At 73.1% G+C, this 22,788-nt stretch carries 21 protein-coding genes; 10 read left to right on the top strand and 11 right to left on the bottom strand.

What is annotated here, in order from left to right; all coding sequences use genetic code 11:
- Nucleotides 1-59: 59 nt before the first annotated feature.
- From ACFT41_RS06960 to ACFT41_RS06990, 7 genes are all read right to left on the bottom strand, one after another.
- A complete protein-coding gene (locus tag ACFT41_RS06960) occupies nt 60-1,370 on the bottom strand; it encodes a hypothetical protein (RefSeq protein WP_377587227.1) in 1,311 nt (436 codons plus the stop codon).
- Nucleotides 1,367-3,586, bottom strand: a complete 2,220-nt coding sequence (locus ACFT41_RS06965; RefSeq protein ID WP_377587228.1) for a TIM-barrel domain-containing protein — start codon at nt 3,584-3,586, stop codon at nt 1,367-1,369. Before ACFT41_RS06965 ends, ACFT41_RS06960 begins: the two co-directional genes overlap by 4 nt.
- Nucleotides 3,583-4,698 carry a glycoside hydrolase family 15 protein gene (locus tag ACFT41_RS06970; RefSeq protein ID WP_377587229.1) on the bottom strand — a complete coding sequence of 372 codons (1,116 nt, stop codon included), beginning with the start codon at nt 4,696-4,698 and terminating at the stop codon, nt 3,583-3,585. The genes ACFT41_RS06965 and ACFT41_RS06970 overlap by 4 nt, the downstream gene beginning before the upstream one ends.
- Nucleotides 4,699-4,786: 88 nt before the next feature.
- Nucleotides 4,787-6,067 (bottom strand): ABC transporter substrate-binding protein, encoded by a 1,281-nt coding sequence (locus ACFT41_RS06975; RefSeq protein WP_377587230.1) that lies wholly within the window; start codon nt 6,065-6,067, stop codon nt 4,787-4,789.
- Between the two features lie 55 nt (nt 6,068-6,122).
- Nucleotides 6,123-6,998, bottom strand: a complete 876-nt coding sequence (locus ACFT41_RS06980) for a carbohydrate ABC transporter permease (RefSeq protein ID WP_377587231.1) — start codon at nt 6,996-6,998, stop codon at nt 6,123-6,125.
- A complete protein-coding gene (locus ACFT41_RS06985; RefSeq protein ID WP_377587232.1) occupies nt 6,991-7,977 on the bottom strand; it encodes a carbohydrate ABC transporter permease in 987 nt (328 codons plus the stop codon). The genes ACFT41_RS06980 and ACFT41_RS06985 overlap by 8 nt, the downstream gene beginning before the upstream one ends.
- The gene (locus ACFT41_RS06990) at nt 7,974-9,188 is read right to left on the bottom strand and encodes an ROK family protein (RefSeq protein WP_377587233.1); all 1,215 of its coding nucleotides are present in this window, start codon (nt 9,186-9,188) and stop codon (nt 7,974-7,976) included. The genes ACFT41_RS06985 and ACFT41_RS06990 overlap by 4 nt, the downstream gene beginning before the upstream one ends.
- 175 nt (nt 9,189-9,363) lie before the next feature.
- On the opposite strand from ACFT41_RS06990, the gene ACFT41_RS06995 reads away from it, so the two are divergent.
- Nucleotides 9,364-10,773 carry a class II fumarate hydratase gene (locus tag ACFT41_RS06995; RefSeq protein ID WP_377587234.1) on the top strand — a complete coding sequence of 470 codons (1,410 nt, stop codon included), beginning with the start codon at nt 9,364-9,366 and terminating at the stop codon, nt 10,771-10,773.
- A gap of 16 nt (nt 10,774-10,789) precedes the next feature.
- On the opposite strand, the gene ACFT41_RS07000 is transcribed toward ACFT41_RS06995, so the two are convergent.
- On the bottom strand, nt 10,790-11,134 hold the full coding sequence (locus ACFT41_RS07000) for a hypothetical protein (RefSeq protein ID WP_377587235.1): 345 nt from the start codon (nt 11,132-11,134) through the stop codon (nt 10,790-10,792).
- 258 nt (nt 11,135-11,392) lie between these two features.
- On the opposite strand from ACFT41_RS07000, the gene ACFT41_RS07005 reads away from it, so the two are divergent.
- The 4 genes from ACFT41_RS07005 to ACFT41_RS07020 are packed head-to-tail and all read left to right on the top strand — an operon-like array spanning nt 11,393 to nt 13,429.
- Nucleotides 11,393-12,205 carry a Scr1 family TA system antitoxin-like transcriptional regulator gene (locus ACFT41_RS07005; RefSeq protein ID WP_377587236.1) on the top strand — a complete coding sequence of 271 codons (813 nt, stop codon included), beginning with the start codon at nt 11,393-11,395 and terminating at the stop codon, nt 12,203-12,205.
- Complete coding sequence (locus ACFT41_RS07010; RefSeq protein ID WP_377587237.1) at nt 12,196-12,378, top strand: DUF397 domain-containing protein; 183 nt, start codon at nt 12,196-12,198, stop codon at nt 12,376-12,378. Before ACFT41_RS07005 ends, ACFT41_RS07010 begins: the two co-directional genes overlap by 10 nt.
- An 11-nt stretch (nt 12,379-12,389) precedes the next feature.
- Nucleotides 12,390-12,728, top strand: a complete 339-nt coding sequence (locus ACFT41_RS07015; protein WP_377587268.1) for a pyridoxamine 5'-phosphate oxidase family protein — start codon at nt 12,390-12,392, stop codon at nt 12,726-12,728.
- Nucleotides 12,725-13,429 carry a GNAT family N-acetyltransferase gene (locus ACFT41_RS07020; protein WP_377587238.1) on the top strand — a complete coding sequence of 235 codons (705 nt, stop codon included), beginning with the start codon at nt 12,725-12,727 and terminating at the stop codon, nt 13,427-13,429. The genes ACFT41_RS07015 and ACFT41_RS07020 overlap by 4 nt, the downstream gene beginning before the upstream one ends.
- Before the next feature lie 67 nt (nt 13,430-13,496).
- Here ACFT41_RS07020 and ACFT41_RS07025 read toward each other — a convergent pair whose 3' ends face one another.
- On the bottom strand, nt 13,497-14,051 hold the full coding sequence (locus ACFT41_RS07025; RefSeq protein ID WP_377587239.1) for a CGNR zinc finger domain-containing protein: 555 nt from the start codon (nt 14,049-14,051) through the stop codon (nt 13,497-13,499).
- Nucleotides 14,052-14,127: 76 nt separating this feature from the next.
- Between ACFT41_RS07025 and ACFT41_RS07030 the strand changes: the two genes are divergently transcribed.
- From ACFT41_RS07030 to ACFT41_RS07040, 3 genes are all read left to right on the top strand, one after another.
- The gene (locus tag ACFT41_RS07030; protein WP_377587240.1) at nt 14,128-15,108 is read left to right on the top strand and encodes a DMT family transporter; all 981 of its coding nucleotides are present in this window, start codon (nt 14,128-14,130) and stop codon (nt 15,106-15,108) included.
- Nucleotides 15,102-15,800 (top strand): HAD family hydrolase, encoded by a 699-nt coding sequence (locus tag ACFT41_RS07035; RefSeq protein ID WP_377587241.1) that lies wholly within the window; start codon nt 15,102-15,104, stop codon nt 15,798-15,800. Before ACFT41_RS07030 ends, ACFT41_RS07035 begins: the two co-directional genes overlap by 7 nt.
- Before the next feature lie 178 nt (nt 15,801-15,978).
- A complete protein-coding gene (locus ACFT41_RS07040) occupies nt 15,979-17,649 on the top strand; it encodes a S8 family serine peptidase (protein WP_377587242.1) in 1,671 nt (556 codons plus the stop codon).
- A 280-nt stretch (nt 17,650-17,929) separates the two neighbouring features.
- Here ACFT41_RS07040 and ACFT41_RS07045 read toward each other — a convergent pair whose 3' ends face one another.
- Nucleotides 17,930-19,051 carry a hypothetical protein gene (locus ACFT41_RS07045; RefSeq protein ID WP_377587243.1) on the bottom strand — a complete coding sequence of 374 codons (1,122 nt, stop codon included), beginning with the start codon at nt 19,049-19,051 and terminating at the stop codon, nt 17,930-17,932.
- A gap of 268 nt (nt 19,052-19,319) precedes the next feature.
- Nucleotides 19,320-20,009, bottom strand: coding sequence for an IclR family transcriptional regulator (locus ACFT41_RS07050; protein ID WP_377587244.1), 690 nt, complete (start codon nt 20,007-20,009; stop codon nt 19,320-19,322).
- A 103-nt stretch (nt 20,010-20,112) separates the two neighbouring features.
- Between ACFT41_RS07050 and cysS the strand changes: the two genes are divergently transcribed.
- Nucleotides 20,113-21,528: a cysteine--tRNA ligase gene (gene cysS, locus ACFT41_RS07055; RefSeq protein ID WP_377587245.1), complete on the top strand. Its 1,416-nt coding sequence runs from the start codon at nt 20,113-20,115 to the stop codon at nt 21,526-21,528.
- The gene (gene rlmB, locus ACFT41_RS07060; RefSeq protein ID WP_377587246.1) at nt 21,528-22,658 is read left to right on the top strand and encodes a 23S rRNA (guanosine(2251)-2'-O)-methyltransferase RlmB; all 1,131 of its coding nucleotides are present in this window, start codon (nt 21,528-21,530) and stop codon (nt 22,656-22,658) included. The genes cysS and rlmB overlap by 1 nt, the downstream gene beginning before the upstream one ends.
- Nucleotides 22,659-22,788 lie beyond the last annotated feature (130 nt).

Genomic DNA, 22,788 nt, shown 5'->3' on the forward strand with positions numbered 1-22,788 from the left:
CCCCGTTTGGGGGGGGGGGGGGGGGGTGCGCCGGGCGCCCCCTCGGCGTACGGCGTGGGTCAGCTTGGGTCGATGAAGATGTTGTAGTACGCCGGGCCGGAGACGACCCCCGCCGCCGTGCGGCTGCGCACCGTCAGGCTGTGGCTGTACGGCGAGTCCGCCGCCCAGCTCACCCGGGTCGTGCCGTCCGCGCCGACCGCCACGGTGGCCTCCGCGCCGTCGTCGAACGCGTAGACGAACTCCGTGGTGCCCGGAAGCTGAGCGGTGAACACGAAGTCGCCGGTCTGCCCGACCACGGCACCGCCCTGCCAGCCGAACACGTCCGAGGTGACCAGCGGGCTCTGCGGGTCGACCCGGAACGAGTAGTACTGCGCGTCCGTGGTCACCCCGGCGGCCGTGCGCGCCCGTACCCGCAGCTCCACCCAGCCGCCGTACTCGTTGTCGTAGGCGGCCGGCGTCCAGTCGACGCTGGCGGTGCCGTCCGGGCTCGCCGCCACGGTCCGCTCCGGCTCGCCCCGGAACTGGTAGACGTACGAGGTGACGCCGGCGACCGAGGAGTGCGGGGCGAAGGTGAAGGTGCCCGGCACGCCCGGCCCGCCGCCGGTCGTGTTGCGCGGATACACCTCGGACGCCACGGTCGGCGCGACCGAGGCGGGGTAGAACGCCAGGCCGACCCGCTCCGACTCCACCCCGGCGCCGGTCCGGCTGAACACCTCGATCGTGTGGTATCCGGCGTCGGCCGGCGTGTACGAGATGGTCGCGCTGCCGTCCGCGCCCGCCGGGACGGTGTGCGGGTCGCCGTAGTCGAACGCGTAGACGTACTCGGTGACGTCGGCCATCGCCGGGGCGAAGGTGAAGCTGCCCTCGGTGCCGGCCGGCGCCCCCGGCATCCCGTCGAACGTCCACTGCTCGGAGGTGACGAACGGCGCGGTGCGCACGGAGAAGGTGTATCCGGCGTCGCCCGAGAGCACCCCGTCCCGGGTGCGACTGCGCACGTGCAGCGTGTTGCGCGCCACCGTCGGCGTCACCGTCACCGTGGCGGCCCCGGCGGCGTCCGCCGCCACGGTCCGCTGGGTGCCGTCGTTGAGCGACCAGACGTACTCCACCACGTCCGTCATGTTCGGCGTGAAGGTGAATTCGCGCGGCTGCCCGAGCCAGCCGTCGGGGTTGCCGTCGGTGACCGTCGGCGCGGTGTTGCACACGGTGAACTCGTAGCGGGTCTGCGGCGAGGGGTTGCCCGTGCGGTCCACGGCCTGCACGTAGAGCCAGTCCGGGCCGTACCGCTCGGGGTGTGGCTGACCGTCGCGGTGCCGCCGGCTCCGGCGGCCACGTACCCCCGACTTTCGGGTCTGTCGACCGGAGGCGATCACCTCGCCTCGGCGCCTACCCTGCGGTAGACCGGGATCTCGTCCAGCGGTACCGGCCGGTCCACCTCGACCGGACCGGTGTGCCGCTCGCCGGTGAAGAAGTCCGTCCACTCGCCGGCCGGCAGGTAGACCCGCCACCGGGTCGCCCCGGGCTCGGTGACCGGTGCGACCAGCAGGTCGTCGCCGAGCTGCCACTGCGCCGGCCAGTCCCACACCCGGCTGTCGGCGGGGTGGTCGAAGAAGAGCGGTCGCATCAGCGGCCGACCGGTCGCCACCGACCGTTTCGCCTGTTCCACCAGATAGGGCACCAGTTCATCGCGGAGCTGGGCGAAGCGCCGGAACACCGCCAGGACCCCGGGATCCGCGGACCGCTCGGCGATGTTCCACGGGGTGCGGTCGTTGGACGGCGCACGGTGGTGGTTGAACTCCGAGTGGTACTGCATGATCGGGGCGAAGCAGGCCGCCGCGGCCGACCGCAGGTAGAGCTCCGCGTCCGGGACCGGCCCGGAGAAGCCGGCCAGGTCCCAGCCCCAGAAGAAGAGGCCGCTCACCCCGGCGGTCAGGCCGGCGGTGATCGACGCCCGGTACGCCGCCCAGGTGGAGTCCTCGTCGCCGGCCCAGTGCGCCGGGTAGGCCGCCGATCCGGTGAAACCGGCCCGGCTGAAGGTGACCCCGTCCACGCCCGCCGACCGCATCAGCTCGTGGTACGCGGCGGCGTACTGGACGGCGAAGAGGTTGTTGGTCTCGTCGCCCCGGGATCCGTCGAAGTAGCGCAGATCGTGGCCCCAGGCGTGCTCGCCGCCGTCGGTCTTGAAGCCGTCGACGCCTACCTCCTCGACCAGGTACCGGCGCTTCGCCAGCCACCACTGCCGGGCCGCCGGGTTGGTCCAGTCGGGCAGCAGGGCACCCGGAAACCACCAGCCCCGGTTGTGGTGCGGCGAGCCGTCCGCCTCGCGGACCGCGTACCTGCGTTCGGCCATGGTGGCCAGGTCGGCGGCGACCTGACCATGGTCGCCCCGGTCGGTGGGGACCAGCGGGATCTGCCACAACAGCACCCTGACCCCGGCGGCGTGCAGCTCCTCGACCATCGCGCGCGGGTCGGGCCAGGCCCCGTCGGCGGGGAAGGTGAAGTCGGCCAGGCGGTGCGGGGCACCGTCGGAGTGCACCGGGTACTCGGCGTCCCGGAACGCCACGAAGGTCGACTCGTCGCTCCATGCCTCGATCACCACCGCGCCGACCGGCACGCCCTCGGCGAGGCTGCGCCGTACCTCGGCCAGCACCCGGTCCTGGGTGTTCCACTCGTTGCCGCTCATCCAGGGGCGGAACACCCAGGCGGGCGGGACCTCCGGCCGGCCGGTCTCGGCGAGGAACGCGCTGAGCACGCTCGCCGGATCGCCGCCGTAGAGCCGCAACCGAAGTGTGCGCTCGACGGGCGGCCCGTCCGCCCCGCCGAGGTCGGCCTCGACGAGGATCCGGTCGGGCGTGGTGGCGCCCACGTCGTACCAGGTGCGTCGGCTGGTGACCAGGTGGAAGCCCCAGCCCCGACCGCCCGTCACGACCGCGTACGGCATCGGCAGGTAGGTGCGGTGGCCCTGCCGCTTGTACTGCTCGAACACGGTCGCGTCGAGGATCTCGCCACGCTGGTCCACGGCATGGAAGCGCTCGCCGAACCCGACCACGTGCTCGGCGTCGGCCAGGCGCAGCGCGAAGCGGACCCGCCGCGCGCCGTCGGTGCCGGTCAGCCACTGGACGCTGGCCGGATCGAGCACGTCCACCCAGTCCGGGTCGACCACCTCCAGCCGGCCGCCGTCCGGCCGCCACCGCAGCGGGCGTACCGGGAACTGCTCGCTGGTCACGGCCTCGCCCGTCGCGGTCGCGCCGAGGATCGCGTACGTGGTGTCGTCGGCCGCGGTGGCCCGGGCGATCCAGACCGTACGCCCGCCGGTGTCGGGTGGGGCCGCCGCCGCAGCGGCCAGGTGACCGTCGACCTGGCTGGCCGGGGCGGCCGGGGCACCGAAGTCCAGGGCCACCGCGGCGGGGTCGACCCGGTGTGCCGGGACGACCAGGCCGTCGCCGAACACCACCCGCACCTCGGTCACCTCGGGCCCGGCGAGCACCCGGATCTCGTAGGGTTCACCCCGGACCGGGTGCGTCGGCACCCGCTGGTCCAGGTCGTACCGGTAGGGGTGCTCGGTCCCGTGCGGACGATGACTGATCATCGTTCGACCTCCATGGCTAACGTCACGAACATGGCGTGCGACCAGAGCAGCGGCGTGGCCACCGGTCCCCACCGCTGGACCCACTCGTCGATCCGGTCCGGGTCCTGCGGGTGCCCGCTGACCTGCTCCGGCAGATGTCCGGCGGGCGTGGCCTGGGCGGCGATCCACCGCAGCCGCTCGTCGGCGAGGTCGACCCGGCCGGTGCGGGCCTCGTGCCAGCCGAGCCAGGCGGTGAGGATCAGCCACTCCCCGCCGCCGTAGAAGGTGTCCCCGAGATAGCGGTAGACGCCGCCGCGCAGCAGCTGGTCGCGTACCTGCTGGTAGGTCCGCTCGGCGACGGGGCCACGCGGGTCGACCACCTCGAACGGGGTGAGGCAGGCGAGCAGGCTGCCGTCGACCGCGGTGCTGCCCAGCCACTTGGTCAGGTGTCCGGCCCGGGCCGCCTCCCCGTGGATCAGTCCTTCGAGGGCCGCGGTCCGGAGCCGGGCGGCCGAGTCGCGGTCGGGGTCGAGCAACGGCGGGCTGTTCCCGGCGGGTACGCCGGTCGTCGCGCGGAGCCCGGCCACCACGGCGCCGAGGGTGGCGACATGCTGGTGCTCGGCGTGCTCCTCCCACCAGTCGAAGCACGGCCGGTCACCGAAGGCGACCAGGTAGTCGACGGTGGACGCGACGGCCGACCGGTACGGCTCCAGAGGCCGCCCGTGCCGGGTCGCGTGTGTGACCAGCGCCCAGAGCCAGGTCCCGTAACCGTCGAGTTGGAAGTCCCACCAGGGCTCGTCGCCGTCGGCGCCCTCGACGGTGTAGCGGGTGGGCAGCATCTGCTCGGCGGGGATGTCCTCGCCCCGGCCGGCGCGGTCGACCAGGTCGGCGATCCGGTCGGCCCGGTCGGCGATGACGCGCGCGCACCAACCGAAGAAGCGCTCGGCGCTGTCGGGCCGTCCGGCCCGGCTCATCGCGTCGGCGATGAAGGCGCCGTCGCGCAGCCAGCTGTAGCGGTAGACAGGATAGTCGGGACTGGCCGGGTAGGCGCCCGATGGGTGCTGATGGCCTTCGATGAGGTCGAGGCTCGACCGGACGAGCGGGCGCAGGTCGGACCGTCCAGCGGGCGGCACGGGATCCTCCAGGGGTGTTGAGTACGGTCGTGCGTGGGGTGCGGCCGGCTACGGACCCGCCGCACCCCACCGGATGTGGGCGGTCGGGCTATCGCAGCAGGGCGGTGACCGCGGTGGCGGCCTCGTCGAGGGCCTGCTGCGGGCTGGACTGGCCGGATGCGGCCTTCTCCAGCGCCTTGGTCACCAGGTCCTGCATCTTGGCCTGCTGGGCATCGATCACCGGCGGCAGCGCCACGTTGTCGAGCGCGTCGAACACCGCCTGCCGGTTGGCCGGCGGCTGCTGCTTCAGGTACGTGTCGAAGGCCGCCTGGTCGTTGACCGCCGGCAGCTCCCAGTTGGACGCGAGCCGGGTCTGCACGACGGTCGGCGAGGCGCTCAGGAAGCGGGCCCACTTCCACGCCGCCGTCGCCTTCTTGGTCTTCGCCGACACGGCGGTCGCGTTGAAGAAGGCGGCACTGGCCCTGGTGGTGTTGCCCGGCTCGACCGCGATGTCGAAGTCGAGACCCTTGGTGTCGGCCAGCCCGCCGATCTGCCAGATGCCGTTGTGCCACATCGCCAGCTTGTTCGACTTGAACAGGGCCGTGTCGTGGTCCGCCTTGCCGCCGATCTCGGCCGGCGTGGGCTGCACCGTGCCCGGCTTGCCGAGCAGCCAGTTGGCCGCCTCCAGGCCCTTCGCGTCGTTGAAGGTCGCCTGTTTGCCGTCGGCCGAGAAGAACGAGCCACCGCTCTGCGCGAGGGCCTTGTAGAACTCGTGGAACGACAGCGGCTGGTAGTCGCCGTAGACGCCCTTGGCCTTGTCGGTCAGCTTCGCCGCCGCAGCCTTCTCGTCGGCCCAGGTCCAGTCGGCGGTCGGGTAGGCCACCCCGGCCTCGTCGAAGAGCTTCTTGTTGTAGAGGAGCACCACGTTCGAGAAGGTCGACGGCAGTGCGTACTGCTTGCCGTCCTGCTGGAACGCCGCCAGCGCCTTGGGGTAGATGCGGCTGGCGTCGTAGTCCTTGTCGGCCTTCGCCACGTCGTCGAGCGCCCGCAGCGCCCCGGACCGGGCGTACGTCACGAAGTTCTCGTAGTTGACCTCGAAGGTGTCCGGCGCGGTGCCGCCGGCCATCGCGGTCTGCAACTTGGTGAAGTAGTCGGCGTAGGCGGCGGTCTGCACCTCGACCGTGATGCCCGGGTTCTGCTTCTCGAACTCGGCCTTGATCGCGTCGAGTTCCTTGAGGTGGTCCGGCGCGGCCGAGAAGGTGAAGTAGGTGATCTTGCCAGTGGCGCCGTCGTCGGCGCCCCCGGCGTCATCCCCACCGCAGCCGCCGAGCAGGCCGGCGGCCGCGATGGCCGCGACCGCGGCCGCGAGGACGCGTCTCGTTGTGCCCATCGATTTTCTCCCAGGTTGAGGTGGTGGTGGACGGTGGGTCGGGGTCAGGCCGGGGTCATGACTTGATCCCGGTGAACGCGATGCCGCGGACGACATAGCGCTGCGCGAAGACGTAGAGAGCGAGGATCGGCAGGACCGACACGGTCGACCCGGCCATCACCACGTTCCAGGCGGTGGTGTGGCCGCCGTGCAGTAGCGACAGCCCGACCGGCAGGGTCATGTGCGCCTGCGTCTGGGCGATGACCAGCGGCCAGAGGAACGCGTTCCAACTGGACATGAAGGCGAACACGGAGAAGGTGGCCAGCGCGGGGGACACCAGTGGCAGCAGGACCTGGGCGAAGACGCGTAGGTGACCGGCGCCGTCCACGTACGCCGCCTCGTCCAACTCGCGCGGCAGGGCCAGGAACGCCTGCCGGAGCATGAACACCCCGAAACTGGAGACCAGCGTGGGCAGCAGCAGGCCCGCGTAGCTGTCGACCAACCGCAGGTAACGCATCTCGATGAAGAGCGGGACGATGATCACCTGCATCGGGATCATCATGGTGACCAGATAGAGCACGAACAGCGCGTTGCTGCCCCGGAACCGCAGCCGGCTGAAGGCGTACCCGGCGGTCGCGCTGGTGACCAGTTGCAGCAGCGTCGAGACGACCGCCACGGCAATGCTGTTCGCGGTGAACCGCCAGAACGGGAACGCCTCGTCGAGCCGCGCGTACGGGTCGGTGGTGACCGGGTCGGGCAACAGCGACGCGTCGGCCCGGCCGAGTTGGGCGTCGCCGGTCAGCGAGGTCGCGACCATCCAGACGAACGGCCCCACCATGGCGATCGCGCCCAGGGTCAGCACCAGGTAGCGCGGGATGTCGCGGCCCAGCCGCCAGCGGGGGCGGGCCGGCGCGACACGGAGCGTGTCCAGCGTGTCGTTACGCTCACTCATAGTGCACCCACCTGCGCTGAAGCCGGAACTGGACCAGGGTGACCAGCAGGATCACCGCGAAGAGGACGATGCTCATGGCCGAGGCGTAGCCGACCCGGCCGTACGAGAAGGCGTACTTGACGATCTGTTCGACCACGACGCTGGAGGCGCCACCGGGACCGCCCTCGGTCATCACCCACACCTGGTCGAACACCTGGAAGCCGTTGATCAGGCTGACCACCAGGACGAAGAAGATCGACGGGGAGAGCATCGGCAGCGTGACGCTGCGCAGCTGGCGCCACCAGCCGGCGCCGTCGATGGCAGCGGCCTCCCGTACGTCGGCGGGAATCGCCTGCAACCCGGCCAGCAGGATCACCGCGACGAAGCCGGCGTCCTTCCAGACGGAGGCGAGGACCACCGACGGCATCGCCCAGTCCGGGTCGCTCCACCAGCCCGGACCGGGCACCCCGAGCCCGCCGAGCAGCCGGTTGACCAGCCCGTCGGCCGGGTTGAGCAGCCACTTCCACAGCAGCGACACCGCCACCCAGCTGCTGATCACGGGCAGGAAGAAGGCCGCCCGGTAGAGCGTCATCGCCGGCAGCCGGGCGTCCAGCAGCAGAGCGACCCCGAGGCCGAGGCAGAGCACCAGCGGCAGGTATCCGCCGAGGTAGAGCAGGGTGTGGCCGAGGGTGGCGTGGAACTCGGCGTCGCCCCACAGCTCGGCGTAGTTGTCCAGCCCGACGAAGCTCGGCTCGCCGATGAGGTTCCAGTCCTGGAGGCTGACCCAGGCGGTGCCGACCATCGGCCCGATCCAGAAGGCCAGCAGCAGCACCAGGCTGGGAGCGAGGAATGCAGCCGCCGCGACCGCCGTGCGCCGTCGCTCACGGCCGCGCCGTCGCTGGGCCGGGGCGGCGGGTCGGGCCGCCGTCGTCCGTCGGGTGCCGGCCACCGGGCCCGTCGCGCCGGTGGGGGCGTCCGCCGGGACTCCGTACGTGGTCATCGGGCCACCTCGGCGCCGGGAAAAGCGGCCAGCCGGGCCCGGATCGCGTCGGTGTGCGGCTCCGAGGTCATCAGGAACGGCGCGCGCAGCACCAGGGTCGCCGCGCCGAGCGCCCACTTGTTGTCGTCCCAGGGGTCGACGTGCACGCTGACCCCGTCGGCCATGGCCGGGAGGATGCCGGCCCGCAGCGCGGTTGCGAAGCCCGCCTCCAGGTGGTGCCAGCCGAGGGTGCCCTCGCCGCTGACCACCACGGCCTGCGGGTCCAGCACGGTGGCCAGGGCGGCGGCCACCGTGCCCAGCCGTTCGCCGGCCGTCCGGTAGATCGCCTGGGCCTGCTCGTCGCCGGCGTCGGCGGCGGCGAGCAGATCGGCCGGGCCGGCGTCCGCGGCGACGACGCCCCGGGCCCGGGCCTGGTCGAGCAGCGCGTTGTCGCAGATGTACGTCTCCAGGCAGCCCCGTTTGCCGCAGTGGCAGCGGGGGCCGGTCGGGTCGATCGTCAGGTGGCCCAGCTCACCGGCCGCCCCGTGCCCGCCGCGCCGCAGGTCACCGCCGGAGACCACGGCCGCGCCGATCCCCTGGCCGAGGGTGATGGTGAGGAAGTCGTCGTACGGCCGACCAAGCCCGTAGAGGTGCTCGTACGCGGCGAGTGTGTTGACGTCGTTGTCGACCACGACCGGCACCGCGAGCAGCTGGGTCAGGTACTCGCGCAGCGGCATGTGCCGCCACCCGAGCAGCGGTGCCTCGACCAGGCCGGACCGGCTGTCCACGAACCCGGGCACGCCCAGGCCGACCCCGAGCAGTGGCGCGTCGCCGATGGCCTCGACGTGCGGGGTGAGCAGCTGGGCGAGCGCCGCGAACGGGTTGCCGACGAAATCGTCGAACGGGGCGGAGAACCTCTCCAGCACGGTGCCGTCGAGGTAGGCGCGGACGCCGGTGACCCGTCCGGCGGCGACCTTGGCGCCGATCGCGACGGCGGCCTGTCCGACGACGGCGAGCAGTTCGCCGGGGCGTCCGCCGCGCGGCGACTCGTCATCGACCTTGCGGATCACGCCGGCCTCCATCAAGGCCCGGCTCACCGCGGTGACGGTCGGCGGGCTGAGCCCGAGTTGCCGGGCGATGTCCGCGCGGGAGATCGGTCCACTGCGGCCGATCAGGGCGAGCACCGCGACCCGGTTGACGTCCCGCAGCCGAGGACCCGAGGTCGCCCCCATGACCACTTCCTTCCGACAGTTAATTCCGATGCCGAAGAAAGGTTCGGACTATTTCCGGGCGATGTCAAGCGCCGTACGGATGACCCGAGGTTGCCGGTCCGCTCACTGCCGGATCGTCGGGCTGGTCAGGCCACTCTCCCCAGCCTCGCTGCGAGCAGCTGCTGGGCGGGGCAGGATGGTGTGCGTGACGACTCCAGAGGCGGCGGGCTACCGGATCGAACGCGACTCGATGGGCGAGGTGGAGGTGCCCGCCGAGGCGCTGTGGCGGGCGCAGACCCAGCGCGCGGTGCAGAACTTCCCGATCTCCGGCCGGGGCATCGAGCCGGCCCAGATCAAGGCCCTGGCCCAGATCAAGGGCGCGGCGGCGCAGGTCAACGGCGAGCTGGGCGTGATCGACGCGGAGGTGGCCGCCGCGATCGCCACCGCCGCCGCGCACGTGGCCGACGGCGGCTACGACGACCAGTTCCCCATCGACGTGTTCCAGACCGGCTCGGGGACCTCGTCCAACATGAACACCAACGAGGTCATCGCCACCCTGGCCAGCCGGGAACTGGGCCGCGACGTGCACCCGAACGACGACGTCAACGCCTCGCAGTCCAGCAACGACGTCTTCCCGTCGTCCATCCACCTGGCGGCGACGCAGTTCGTCGTCGAGGACCTGATCCCGTCGCTGGCCCACCTCGCCGGGGCGCTGGAGGGCAAGTCGAACGAGTTCGAGACCGTGGTGAAGGCCGGCCGCACCCACCTGATGGACGCCACGCCCGTCACCCTCGGCCAGGAGTTCGGCGGGTACGCCGCCCAGGTCCGCTATGGTGTCGAGCGGCTGGAGGGGGCGCTGCCCCGGCTGGCCGAGCTGCCGCTGGGCGGCACCGCCGTCGGCACCGGCATCAACACCCCGCTCGGCTTCGCGGCGGCGGTGATCGCCCGGCTGCGCGAGTCCACCGGCCTGCCCCTGAGCGAGGCGCGCAACCACTTCGAGGCGCAGGGCGCGCGGGACGCACTGGTGGAGACGTCCGGGCAGCTCCGCACCATCGCGGTCGGCCTCTACAAGATCGCCAACGACATCCGGTGGATGGGCTCGGGCCCCCGCGCCGGCCTGCGCGAGCTGCGCATCCCCGACCTTCAGCCCGGCTCGTCGATCATGCCCGGCAAGGTGAACCCGGTGGTCGCCGAGGCCGTGCGGCAGGTCTGCGCCCAGGTGATCGGCAACGACGCGGCAGTCGGCTTCGCCGGGTCGCAGGGCGACTTCGAGCTGAACGTGATGCTCCCGGTGATGGCCCGCAACCTGCTGGAATCGATCAAGCTGCTGGCCGCGTCGAGCCGCCTGCTCGCCGACCGCTGCGTGGCCGGCCTGGTCGCGAACGCGGACGTCTGTCTCGCGTACGCCGAGGGATCGCCGTCGATCGTCACTCCCCTCAATCGCCACCTCGGGTACGACGAGGCCGCCTCCATCGCCAAGGAGGCGCTGGCCAAGGAGATGGCGATCCGGGACGTGGTGATCGCCCGGGGGCACGTGGCCAACGGCAGGCTTACCGCCGAGCAGCTCGACGAGGCCCTCGACCTGCTCCGGATGACCCACCCCTGACGCTCATCCGTCGGGATCACCCTGGGCCGGGCTGGTAATCGGTGCCGGTGCCGGTGCCGGTGCCGGTGCCGGCACCGGAGCCTGGGCCGCGTGCCCAGCCGAGGAACCGGTCGAAGAGTGCCCGCGGGTCGAGGCCGTCGTGCGGGCGCAGCCGGTACAGGTCGGCGGTCGCCTCGTGGAGCACCGCGCAGAGATAGACGTGCAGCCCGACCCGGTCGTGCGTGTACTCCCGCCGGAGCGTGAGCCGCGCGACGGCGCACGGCCAGGGCGCGGCGCAGGCCCGGCACAGCCAGAGCGGCTGAAGCGCCGTGTGCGGGGTCGGCGGGGGTCCGGCTCGCTGGTCGCGCGCGGGTCGGAGCATGGGCGGCCTCCCTGCGGAGCTGAGTCATCTGCGTCATCGCCCCCGGTGGGGACCGCCCGGCCGGGGAGCGGGGCGGCCCCCGGGCGGACGTCGGGCCGGGGGATGGGCCACTTTGGCCGTCCGCACTTCACAGTCTGGTGAGCGCACCGTTACGTTCGGAAGGGTCTCCGGCCGTTGTGAGAGCCGGGGTGCTCGGGGCGTCTCCGCAGCTGGCGGCGCATCGGAGTGGATCATCTCGACGATGGAGGGCGGTTGTTGATGACCGGTGGGCAGACGACGGCGGCGGCTTTCCTGGTCGCGGAGCTGCGCCGGGCGCGGATGCGCCGGGGCTGGAGCCAGGAGGAGCTGGCCAAGGCGATCAACTACCCGCCGTCGCTGGTCAGCGCGGTCGAGCTGGGCCAGCAGCCGCCCGCCCCGAAATACCTGGAGCTGTTCGACGAGGCGCTCGACACCGGCGGCCTCTTCGGTCGGATGCTCGCCGAGCTGGTCACCCTGGACAAGGCCCAGGCCTGGCTGCGTGGCTGGCGGGCGATCCTGGATCAGGCCCGCGCGCTGCGCTGGTTCGATCCGCTGCACGTGCCCGGCCTCTTCCAGACCGAGGCCTACGCCCGCGCCGTCTTCGAGGCAGACGACCTGCTCGATGCCGAGGAGGTGCAGCGCCGTCTGGACGATCGCATGGAGAGCCAGGCTGTCCTCTATGGAGACCGCCAGCCCCGTGTCGTCGCGGTGGTCGACGAGTCCGTGCTCCGGCGGCGCGTCGGCAGTCGCAAGATCATGTGTGATCAGGCGTCGCATCTCGCGCGGCTGACCACTGAGCACCCGGGGGTGCGGGTGCAGGTGGTGCCCTGCACGGCCGAGGAGTATCCCGGCCTGAACGGCCCGTTCATCCTTGCGACACTGTCCGACGACGTCGAGTTGGCGTTCCTCGGTGGCCAGATCGGCGGGCAGGAGTTGGACAAGCCTGAGGATCTGCGACGCCTCCAGCGGACCTGGGAAGCTACCCTCGGCGCGGCGTTGCCTCCACAGGAGTCGATCGATCGGTTGAGGGAAGTGGCGGAGTCATGGAGTTGACGGGTGCCCACTGGCGAAAGAGCAGCCGCAGCGGGTCGAACGACCAGTGTGTGGAGGTGGCGACGAATCTTGCCGGGGTGGTCGGGGTGCGGGACAGCAAGGACCCGGCGGGGCCGGTGCTGACCGTCGACGCGCACGCGTGGCGGGCCTTCGTCGCGGCGCCCCCGCGCTGACCGGCCGGGCGGTGCCGGGGCCGGAGGTCCTGGACCGGCTTGCTGGGGAGCGGATCGTCTGGCTGCGCACGCTGCGGCCGGACGGCTCGCCGCACGTCACGCCGGTCTGGTTTCTGTTCCGGGACGACGAGTGGCGGATCTGCACGCAGGAGCGGAACCGCAAGGTCCGCAACGTCGTCGGCCGATCCCCGGGTGTCGCTGGTGCTGCCCGACGGCGTGTCTCCGGTCGTCGCCGAGGGCCGTGTCCCCGCCGCCACGGCCGGTTGATCGACTTCATGTCGGCCATATGGCGGTATCCGGCGGCCGGGAAACCGCTACCTGCCCGACATGATCTTCAGCCCGACCCATGAGGGGCGTGACGGGGGCCGACGGGTCCGGGGCGGTCCTGCTGGAGACGGGGCGGCTGCGGCTGCGGCGGTTCACGGAGGAGGATGCCGACGCCCTGACGGAGCTGGACTCGGACCCGGAGGTGATGCGCTACCTGACCGGCGGGCGGCTCACCCCCGCCGACGTGGTCCGGGGCGAGCTGCTGCCCCGCCTGCTGGCCGGGTATGCCCGCCATCCCGGGCTGGGCCGGTGGGCCGCCGTCGACCGGGTGGCGGGAACGTTCCTCGGCTGGTTTGCCCTGGACGCCCCGGAGGCGGGCCCCTTGCCCGAGGCCGGTGCCCCGGACGCAGGTCCGCTGCCCGGGGCCGGTGCCCCGGAGGCGGAGCCCCTGCCTGGGCGGGCAGCGGCGGCGATGCAGCCGGCGACGGCGGCGATGCAGGCCGAGCTGGGGTACCGCCTGCGTCGGGCGGCGTGGGGGCGCGGCCTGGCCACCGAGGGGTCCCGGGCCCTGGTCCGGTACGCGTTCACCACCCTCGGCCTGGCCCGGGTGTGGGCGGAGACGATGGCGGTCAACACGGCCTCGCGCCGAGTGATGGAGAAGTCCGGCCTGCGTCACGTGCGCACGGTCCACCTCGACTGGGACGACCCGATCGAGGGCACCGAGCACGGCGAGGTCGAGTACGAGCTGCTCCGCGGGGAGTGGACGGCACGCCATGCCGGTTGATCGACTTCATGTCGGCGACATGGCGGTATCCGGCGGCCGGGATACCGCCACCTGCCCGACATCACGGTCAGCCCAGCGGGGAGCGGGCGGCGGCCCGGCGGGCCCGGTAGGCGGTGACCGCCGCGCGGTTGCCGCACCCGGCGTCGCAGTACCGGCGGGACCGGTTCTTGGACAGGTCGACCAGCACGTTGTCGCAGTCCGGGTGGTCGCACCCGCGCAGCCGGCTCAGCTCGCCGCCGCGCACCAGGTCGGCGAGGGCCATCGCGGCCTCGACGGCCATCCGGGTGGCCAGCGGCGCGTCCCTCGGGACGGCGTGCAGGTGGTACGGCTCGTCGCCGTGGCGGATGAGCTGCGGCAGCGCCCCGGCGTCGCGCAGCAGCGCGTTGACGGTGGCGACGACCTCGTCGGTGTCGGCGTACCAGATCCGGCGCAGCCGGGGGCGCAGGTCCCGGACGGAGCGCAGCTCCGCCTCGGTGCGCTCGTGCCGGCCGGTCCAGCCGTGCGTGGTGAGGAACGCCTCCAGGGCCGCGACGTCGGGCAGCGCCTCGCCGTGGCTGCCCCCGGTGTTGACCAGGGCTGCGGCGGCGATCAACGCGGGCTCGGTGTCATGGGCGAAAAGCAACTTGACTCCTGTTGGCCGGCCGATCTAGCGTCACGAGCATAAGTCATTTCACTGATGACGTACCCGAGGAGAGTCGATGCGTCAGCGACCCACCGGCGTCGGTCTCGGCCTCGCGCTGCTGTCGGCCGTCACCTTCGCCACCTCGGGCACCTTCGCCCGGTCACTGATCGAGGCCGGGTGGTCCGCGGAGGCCGTGGTGATCGCCCGGGTCGGCAGTGCCGCCGCCGTCCTCGCGGTGCCGGCGGCGCTGGCCCTGCGCGGCCGGTGGGACGTGCTGCGGCGCAACCTCGCCTCCGTGGGCGCGTTCGGGCTGCTCGCCGTCGCACTCGCGCAGGCGTGCTTCTTCAACGCCGTCCGCTACCTCCCGGTCGGGGTGGCGCTGCTGCTGGAATACCTGGGCATCGTCCTCGTGGTCGGCTGGATGTGGGCGGTGCACGGGCAACGACCCCGCCGGCTCACCGTGGCCGGGTCGGTGGCCGCGCTCGCCGGCCTCCCCGCCGTGCTGGACGTGACCGGGGGCGGTCGCCTCGACCCGGCCGGCGTGCTCTGGGGGCTGGGCGCGGCGGTCGGCCTCGCCGGATATTTCGTGATCGCCGGGCGGCTCGACGACGGCCTGCCGTCGGTGGCGATGGCCAGCGCCGGCATGGGCGTCGGCGCGGCGGCCCTGCTCGGGCTCGGCCTCGCCGGGGTGCTGCCGCTGCGGGCCACCTTCGGCGAGGTGACCTTCGCGGGGCAGCGCACGAGCTGGCTGGTGCCCATCGCCGGACTGTCGCTGGTCGCCGCAGTCGTCGCGTACCTGACCGGGATCGCCGCAGCCCGGCTCCTCGGGGCCCGGCTGTCGTCGTTCGTCGGGCTGACCGAGGTGATGTTCGCGGTGTTCATCGCCTGGCTGGTGCTGGGCGAACTGCCGACCGTGGTGCAACTGTTCGGCGGTGCCCTGATCGTCGCCGGGGTCGCCCTGGTGCGGGTCGACGAGCTGCGCGAGGCGCGGGCCGCCAGCCGGTCGGCCGCCCTCGCGGGGTCACGCCGGTCGGTGGCATCCTTGCCGGCATGCTGACCCACGTCGTGTTCGACGCCGACGAAACCCTGCTCGACCTGCGCCCGGCGGTCACCGGTGGGCTGGTGGTCGTACTGGAGGAGATGCGGCGGCTGACCCCGGCGGCGGCCGAGGTCACCCTTGCGGACCTGGAGTCCGACTGGGGTGCGGTCTTCGGCGCGCTGAGCGCCGCCCCCGTGATGGAGATCCGGCGGGCCGCGCTGACCCGGTCGCTGGCCCGGGCCGGCCTCGACGCGCACCTCGACGACCTCGCGGCGCTCTTCTTCGCCCGGCGCTTCGCGCTCACCCGGCCGTTCCCCGACGCGCTGCCCGCGCTCGCCGCCCTGCGTGGGCGCTACACCCTGGGCTACGCCACCAACGGCAACAGCCGCGCCGAACGCTGCGGGCTCGCCGGCGAGTTCACCTTCGAGGTGTACGCGCACGAGAACGGCCTGCCGAAGAAGCCCGCTCCGGAGTTCTTCGCCGCCGTGGTCGAGGCCGCCGGGGTGCCCCCGCGCCAGATCGTGTACGTCGGAGACTCGCCGAGCCACGACGTCCTCGCACCCCTGCGGGCCGGAATGCGGGCGGTCTGGCTCAACCGGGGCGCGCTGCCCCGCCCCGAGGGCGTGCCCGCCGACGCCGAGGTATCCACGCTGGCAGCCCTGCCGGACGTGCTCGACCGGCTCGCCGGCGTCGAGTTGAGCGGCGCGTAGGCCGCCGGGCCGGGCCGGGTGGGCTCGCGAGCCCGCCGCGCTGATCGGCTGGCCGGCACCCGGATGACAGTGGGCCGACGAAAGCCTGATTGGCGTGTAATACGGACTCCCATCTAGCGGAACTCCGCCCAGTGGTATGGGATGGCTGCCACGTCCCTCAACGAGAGGATCTGATGTGGTGAGCAAGCGCTTCACCGCCGGTGCCGTCGCAACCGCAACGGCGCTGGCACTCACGGTGACCGGTGTGGTGGGCCCGGCGAATGCCGAGCCGACCGTGACCCGGGAGTTCACCGTCGTGGCGGAGTCCGGCGTCTCCGCCGACGCGGCGATCGCCGCGATCAGGGCCGCCGGTGGCACGGTCGTGGCCCGCACCGACGAGGTCGGCCTGTACCAGGTCACCAGCGACCGCGCCGACTTCGCCAGCCGGGCCGCCGCGAACGCCGCCCTGCTCGGCGCTGCCGAGAAGAAGGCCATCGGCCGCAAGCCGAAGCTCGACCGGGTCGAGCAGGAGAACCTCCTCGCCCAGGCCAAGGCCAAGGCGAAGGGCCCCGCCGCCAAGCGGGGCGCGAAGCTGGACCCACTGGACGACAAGCTCTGGGGCCTCGGCATGATCCGGGCCGACAAGGCCCGCAAGGTGGAGCCGGGCGACCGCCGGGTCACCGTCGGCGTCCTCGACACCGGCCTCGACGCCAGCAACCCCGACCTGGCGGCCAACTTCAGCTGGTCACTGTCGCGCAACTTCGCCCCCGACATCCCCGAGGTCGACGGCGAGTGCGAGGTGGCGAGCTGCCTCGACCCGGTCGGCACCGACGACGGCGGCCACGGCACCCACGTCGCCGGGACCATCGGCGCCGCCGCCGACGGTTTCGGCCTCTCCGGCGTCGCCCCGAACGTGACCCTGGTCGAGCTCAAGGGCGGCCAGGACTCCGGCTACTTCTTCCTCGACCCGGTCGTCAACGCTCTGGTCCACGCCGGCAAGGTCGGCCTGGACGTGGTCAACATGTCCTTCTACGTCGACCCGTGGCTCTACAACTGCACGGCCAACCCGGCCGACTCGTCCGAGTCGCAGGCCGAGCAGCGGGCGATCATCGAGGCCATGACGCGGGCGCTCAACTACGCGCACCGCAAGGGCGTCACGCTGGTCGGCTCGCTCGGCAACAGCCACGAGGACCTGGGTGCCCCGCGCACCGACATCTCCAGCCCCGACTACGGCGCCGACCCGTACGACCGGCCCATCGACAACGCCAGCTGCTGGGACTTCCCGGTGGAGGGCCCGCACGTCATCGGCGTGTCGGCGGTCGGCCCGTCCGGCAAGAAGGCCGACTACTCGAACTACGGCACCGAGCAGATCGCCGTCGCCGCGCCGGGCGGCTGGTACCGCGACGGCTTCGGCACCGACACCTACCGCCTCGACTCCAACATGATCCTCTCCGCGTACCCGAAGCATGTCCTCCAGGAGGAGGGCTCCGTCGACGAGAACGGCAACATCGTCGCCGGCTTCGAGGCGTCGGTCTTCAAGGAGTGCAAGTCCAACGGCGACTGCGGCTACTACACCTATCTCCAAGGGACCTCGATGGCGTCGCCGCACGTCAGCGGCGTCGCCGCGCTGATCGTCAGCAAGTACGGCAAGAAGGTCAAGGGCGGCCTGGGCATGGACCCGAACAAGGTGGAGCGGCAGCTCTACCGCACCGCCGCCGAGCACGCCTGCCCGGAGCCCCGGCTGCAGACGTACGCCAACGAGGGCCGGCCGGCCGAGTTCGACGCGTTCTGCGCCGGTAGCTCGACGTTCAACGGCTTCTACGGTCACGGCATCATCGACGCGTACGCAGCGGTGACGACCCGTATGTGACATCCCGGATTCCCGGCGGGGGCCCGGGCGACCACGGTCGCCCGGGCCCTCCGGCGTCTCCGGCCTCCGGCGTGACGGTGCTCCGGGCATCGCTGTCGTTGCTGGTGTCGACGGTGTTGCTGGCGTCGGCGGTGTTGTGCCATGTCGGCGACATGGCGGGGTCCGGGAGGCGGGGATGGCGCAATGTCGCCGACATTGCGGCGCAGCCCCGGCCCTCGGCGTCGGTCCGTCGGGTCCCCGGCGTCGGTCAGTTCGGTGCCGGTCGGCTGGGCTGGGCGGGTCATCGCCGCCAGCCGCGGGCGACCAGCGCGGCGCGTACCTCGCGGGCCACTGCCGGGAAGTCCCGGTGGAGCCGGCGACTGGTCACGTGCAGCACGACCCAGCCCGCCCCGACGAGGTGATTGAGCCGCTGGCGGTCGCGGTGCAGCTGCTCGGCGTCGGCGTGCCAGTGCCCGTCGTACTCGACGGCGACCCGGAAGGCCGGCCAGGCCAGGTCGGGGTGCAGGACCAAGCCCGACGCCAGCCGAACCGGGTGCTGGGTGACCGGGCGGGGCAGGCCGGCCAGCACCAGCCGGATCCGCAGGTGCGACTCCGGTGGTGACTGCGCGCCGCCGTCGGCGAGCCCGAACACCCAACGGGCGCGCCGTCCGCCGGGCCGGTCGGCGTTGCGCTCGGCGACCGCCGTCAGGTCGCCCCGGGCGACCAGCCCCCGGCCGAGCAGGCTGTCGACGATCGCCACCGCCCGGAACGGTTCCAGCCACACGGCCGTCTCCCACGAGGCCTGGGCCGGCTGCGTCCACCGCAGGGCCCCGACACCGACGGCGGTCCCGTCGATGATGCCCGGCCCGGTGGCGGTCCCGTCGACGAAGGCCGGGCCGGCGGCGGGACCGAAGGCCGGACCGACGGCGGCCCCCGCCGCATCCACCCGGCCGCTGACCGTCCGGCCGCTGACCGCCCGGCCGTCGTCTGTCAGGCCGTCGGTTGTGTGGTTGTCGCATGTCCGGCCGTCGCCCGTCCGGGTGACCGGGCCGTGCCCCACCGGCAGGAGCACCGGATCCGCGCCGACGGTGTGCACCCGGATGCCGGGCTGGGAGTCGATCCGGGCCGAGCGGGGGACGAGCACATGCACGTCGTCGGTGAAGGAGGCGGCGTGCTCGACGCCGAGCAGGTAGGCCGCCGAGGGACCGGCGAGCACCGCCTCCGGCGGCAACCGCAGCACGGCGGCGCGGCAGGCCAGGCCGTGGTCGCGGTGGAGTCGGGCGTCGGCGTACACGTCTTGGCGCAGGCGCAGCCAGGACGCGCCGCGGAGCTGGTGCCGGCTGAGCAGCCCGAGCCGGACGGCCTCCGAGCCGCGGAAGACCTGCCGGGCCAGGGCAGCGGGGCGGGAAGGTTGTGGGGGCATGTCGACCAGCGTCACCGCCCCGGCACGCCCCGCGACACCCCTGTGGACAACCGGCGCTGCCGCCAACCCCCGACCCTGTGGATAACCGCCACACCCGCCCGCGGATGTGCTAGCGGGGACGGGATGTCGGCGAGGTGGGGGTATCCAGCGGCTGGGATACCGCCATGTCGCCGACATGCCGGCAACCGGCCCGGCCCGGCCTGGTCGCCGGCCCGGCCCGGCCTGGCCGCCGGCCCGGAGCGGCCCGACGACCGGCCCGGCCGGCGCGTCAGGGGGCCAGGGCTGCCGTGATCGCCGCTGCCGCCGCGAGCACCTGCTCGCCGACCGACTCCGGGTCCAGCGGGGCCAGCGCCACCACGCCGACGCTCGCCTCCAGCCCCGGCACACCGAGGACCGGGGCGGCCACGCCGTACGCCCCGGGCTGCAACTCGCCGCTGGTGCTCACCGGGCCGGCGGAGCCCGCCCGCGCGGCGAGGATGGCCCGCCCGGCCGCCCCCCGCTCCAGCGGGTGCCGCGTGCCGGTCCGGTACGCCACGTGCAGCGACGTCCAGCTCGGCTCCACCACCGCCAGGGCGACCCCCTCGCCGCCCTCGACGACGGTCAGGTGCGCGGTCGCGCCGGCCTGCTCGGCGAGGCGCCGCAGGGCGGGCAGTGCGCCTTCGGCGAGCAGCGGCTGGGCCCGCCGGGCCAGGTGCAGCACCCCCGCGCCGAGGCGCAGCCGGCCGTCGCCGTCGCGGCGTACCATGCCGTGCCCGCTCAGCGCCCCGACCAGCCGGTAGACGGCCGCGCGGCCGATGCTCAGCCGGTTCGCCGCCTCGGTGACGGTCAGCCCGCCCGGCGCGTCGGCGACCAGGTGCAGCAGCCGCAGCCCCCGATCCAGCGTCTGGGCTGTCTCACCCCCGCGCGTGCCGTCGTCGGTCCGGGCCGTCGTGCCGTCCTGCCGCGCCGCCTCATCCACGAGGGGCAGCGTACGACCCGGCGCGGGGCGAACCGGGAATGCGGGGCGGCGTACGACCCGGCGCGGGGCGAACCCGGAACGCGTGGACGGCTACCCTGGACCCGTGACGCTACGCCTGTACGACACCGCCACCCGATCGGTGCGGGACTTCGTCCCGCGGGAAGCCGGCAAGGTGGGGGTCTACCTGTGTGGTCTCACTCTCCAGGGCCCCCCGCACATCGGTCACCTGCGCTCCGGCGTCAACTACGACGTGCTGCGCCGCTGGCTGCTGGCCCGGGGGTTCGAGGTGCGGTTCATCCGCAACCTGACCGACATCGACGACAAGATCCTGGTGAAGGCCTGCGAGCAGGACCGGCCGTTCTGGTCGATCGCGTACGCCAACGAGCGGGCGCTGACCGCCGCGTACCGGACGCTGAACGTGCTGCCGCCGACGTACGAGCCGCGGGCCACCGGGCACATCCCGGAGATGCACGAGCTGATCGCGAAGCTGATCGACACCGGGCACGCCTACCCGGCCACCGACGGCTCCGGCGACGTCTACTTCGACGTGGCGTCCTGGCCAGCCTACGGCGCGCTGTCCGGGCAGTCGCCCGACGCCATGCAGGCCGCCGACGACGCCCCGGAGCGCGGCAAACGCGACCCGCGCGACTTCGCCCTGTGGAAGGGCGCGAAGCCCGACGAGCCGGCCGACGCCTACTGGCCGTCGCCGTGGGGGCGGGGGCGGCCCGGCTGGCACATCGAGTGCTCGGCGATGTGCTGGCGCTACCTGGGCGAGGAGTTCGACATCCACGGCGGCGGGCTCGACCTGACCTTCCCGCACCACGAGAACGAGATCGCCCAGTCGCAGGCGGCCGGCCTGCCGTTCGCCCGTTACTGGGTGCACCACGGGCTGCTCGGCATCGGCGGGTCGAAGATGGGCAAGTCGCTCGGCAACGCCCTCGACCTGGCGTACGTCGGCTCGCTCGGGGTGCGCCCGATCGAGCTGCGTTACTACTACGCGGCGGCGCACTACCGGTCGCACGTCGACTACACCGAGGATTCGCTGCGCGAGTGGGCCAGCGGTTTCCGCCGGATCGAGGGGTTCGTCCAGCGGGCCGCCGAGCGGGTCGGCCCGGGCGGGCTCGGCGAGCTGCCGGCCGGCTTCGTCGCCGCGATGGACGACGATCTGAACACCTCGGCCGCGCTCGCGGTGCTCCAGGAGGTGCTCCGGGACGGCAACACCGCCCTGGCCGCCGGCGACGATGTGACCGTCCGCACGGCGCTCGGCTCCACGCGGGCGATGCTGGATATCCTCGGGATCGACCCCCTCGACGAGGCCTGGACCGGCGGCGGTCGCGCGGACGACCTGCGCGGCGTGGTCGACTCACTGGTCGCGCTGGCCCTGGAGCAGCGCGCGCAGGCCCGCAGCCGCAAGGACTGGGCGGCCGCGGACGCCGTCCGCGACCAGCTCAAGCTGGCCGGCGTGGTGGTCGAGGACACCCCCCAGGGCCCCCGTTGGACTATTGGAGAGCAGGACTGATGGCCGGCAACTCGCAGCGCCGTGGCCGGCGACTGACGTCGAAGGCGGGTGCCCCCAAGGGCTCCGGCGGCAAGAACAAGGACTCCCTCGCGGGCCGGGGCAAGACCCTGCCCGCCGACGAGCGTCCCTGGCACAAGGCCTACTCGGGCACCGAGAAGCTGCCCCAGCGCACCGCCTGGAAGCAGGACAAGGAGCGCCGGGCGGCGGCCGAGGAGGGGCGTTCCCCGAAGATCGGCAAGCCCGGCACCAAGGACACCACCTGGGGTCGGGGCGGCGGCCGGGGGGTGCCGACCCTCCGGGGCGGTGCCGGCGGCCGGGGCGGCAAGCCGGCCGGGCGCACCGGCCCCCGGGTCGCGCCGGGCCGCAAGTCCAACCCGGCGAAGGACAGCCCGGAGCTGCTGGTCGGGCGCAACCCGGTGCTGGAGTCGCTGCGCGCCCAGGTGCCGGCCACCGCGCTCTACACGGCCCACGGCATCGAGATCGACGACCGGATCAACGAGATCGTCCGCACCGCCGCCGACCGGGGCATCGCCATCCTGGAGATCAGCCGGGCCGAGCTGGACCGGATGACCGGCGGGGTGCTGCACCAGGGCATCGGCCTCCAGGTGCCGCCGTTCGCGTACGAGTCGTTCGAGGACCTGGTGGCCGCCGCGCTGGAGCAGACGGCCCCGCTGCTGGTCGCGCTCGACGGGGTCACCGACCCGCGCAACCTCGGCGCGGTCATCCGGTCCGCCGCGGCGTTCGGCGCGCAGGGCGTCTTCGTGCCGGAGCGACGGGCTGCCGGGATCACCGCGACCGCCTGGCGCACCAGCGCCGGCGCGGCGGCGCGGGTGCCCGTCGCCCAGGTCACCAACCTGACCCGGTCGCTCAAGGCGTGCCAGGAGGCCGGGTTCATGGTCGTCGGCCTGGACGCCGATGGCGACACCGACCTGTACGAGCTGGAGGCCGCCGTCGGCCCGCTGGTCGTGGTCGTCGGCTCGGAGGGGCGCGGGCTGTCCCGGCTGGTCGGCGAGACCTGCGACCTGACGGTGAGCATCCCGATGGTCTCCGAGGTGGAGTCGCTCAACGCCAGCGTCGCCGCAGCGGTCACCCTCGCCGAGGTGGCCCGCCGCCGGGCCGCGCAGGCATAACAACCCGCACGACCGCCGCGCCGGGCCGTCCCCACGCCAGGGGGCGGCCCGCCGCACGTCCGGCTCCGGCAGGCGTACGCCGAAAGGGGCGGCCCGCCACCCGGCGGACCGCCCCTTTCCGTGCTGCTGC

It is taken from the genome of Micromonospora sp. NPDC057141 (assembly GCF_042670805.1).
GTDB lineage: Bacteria > Actinomycetota > Actinomycetes > Mycobacteriales > Micromonosporaceae > Micromonospora.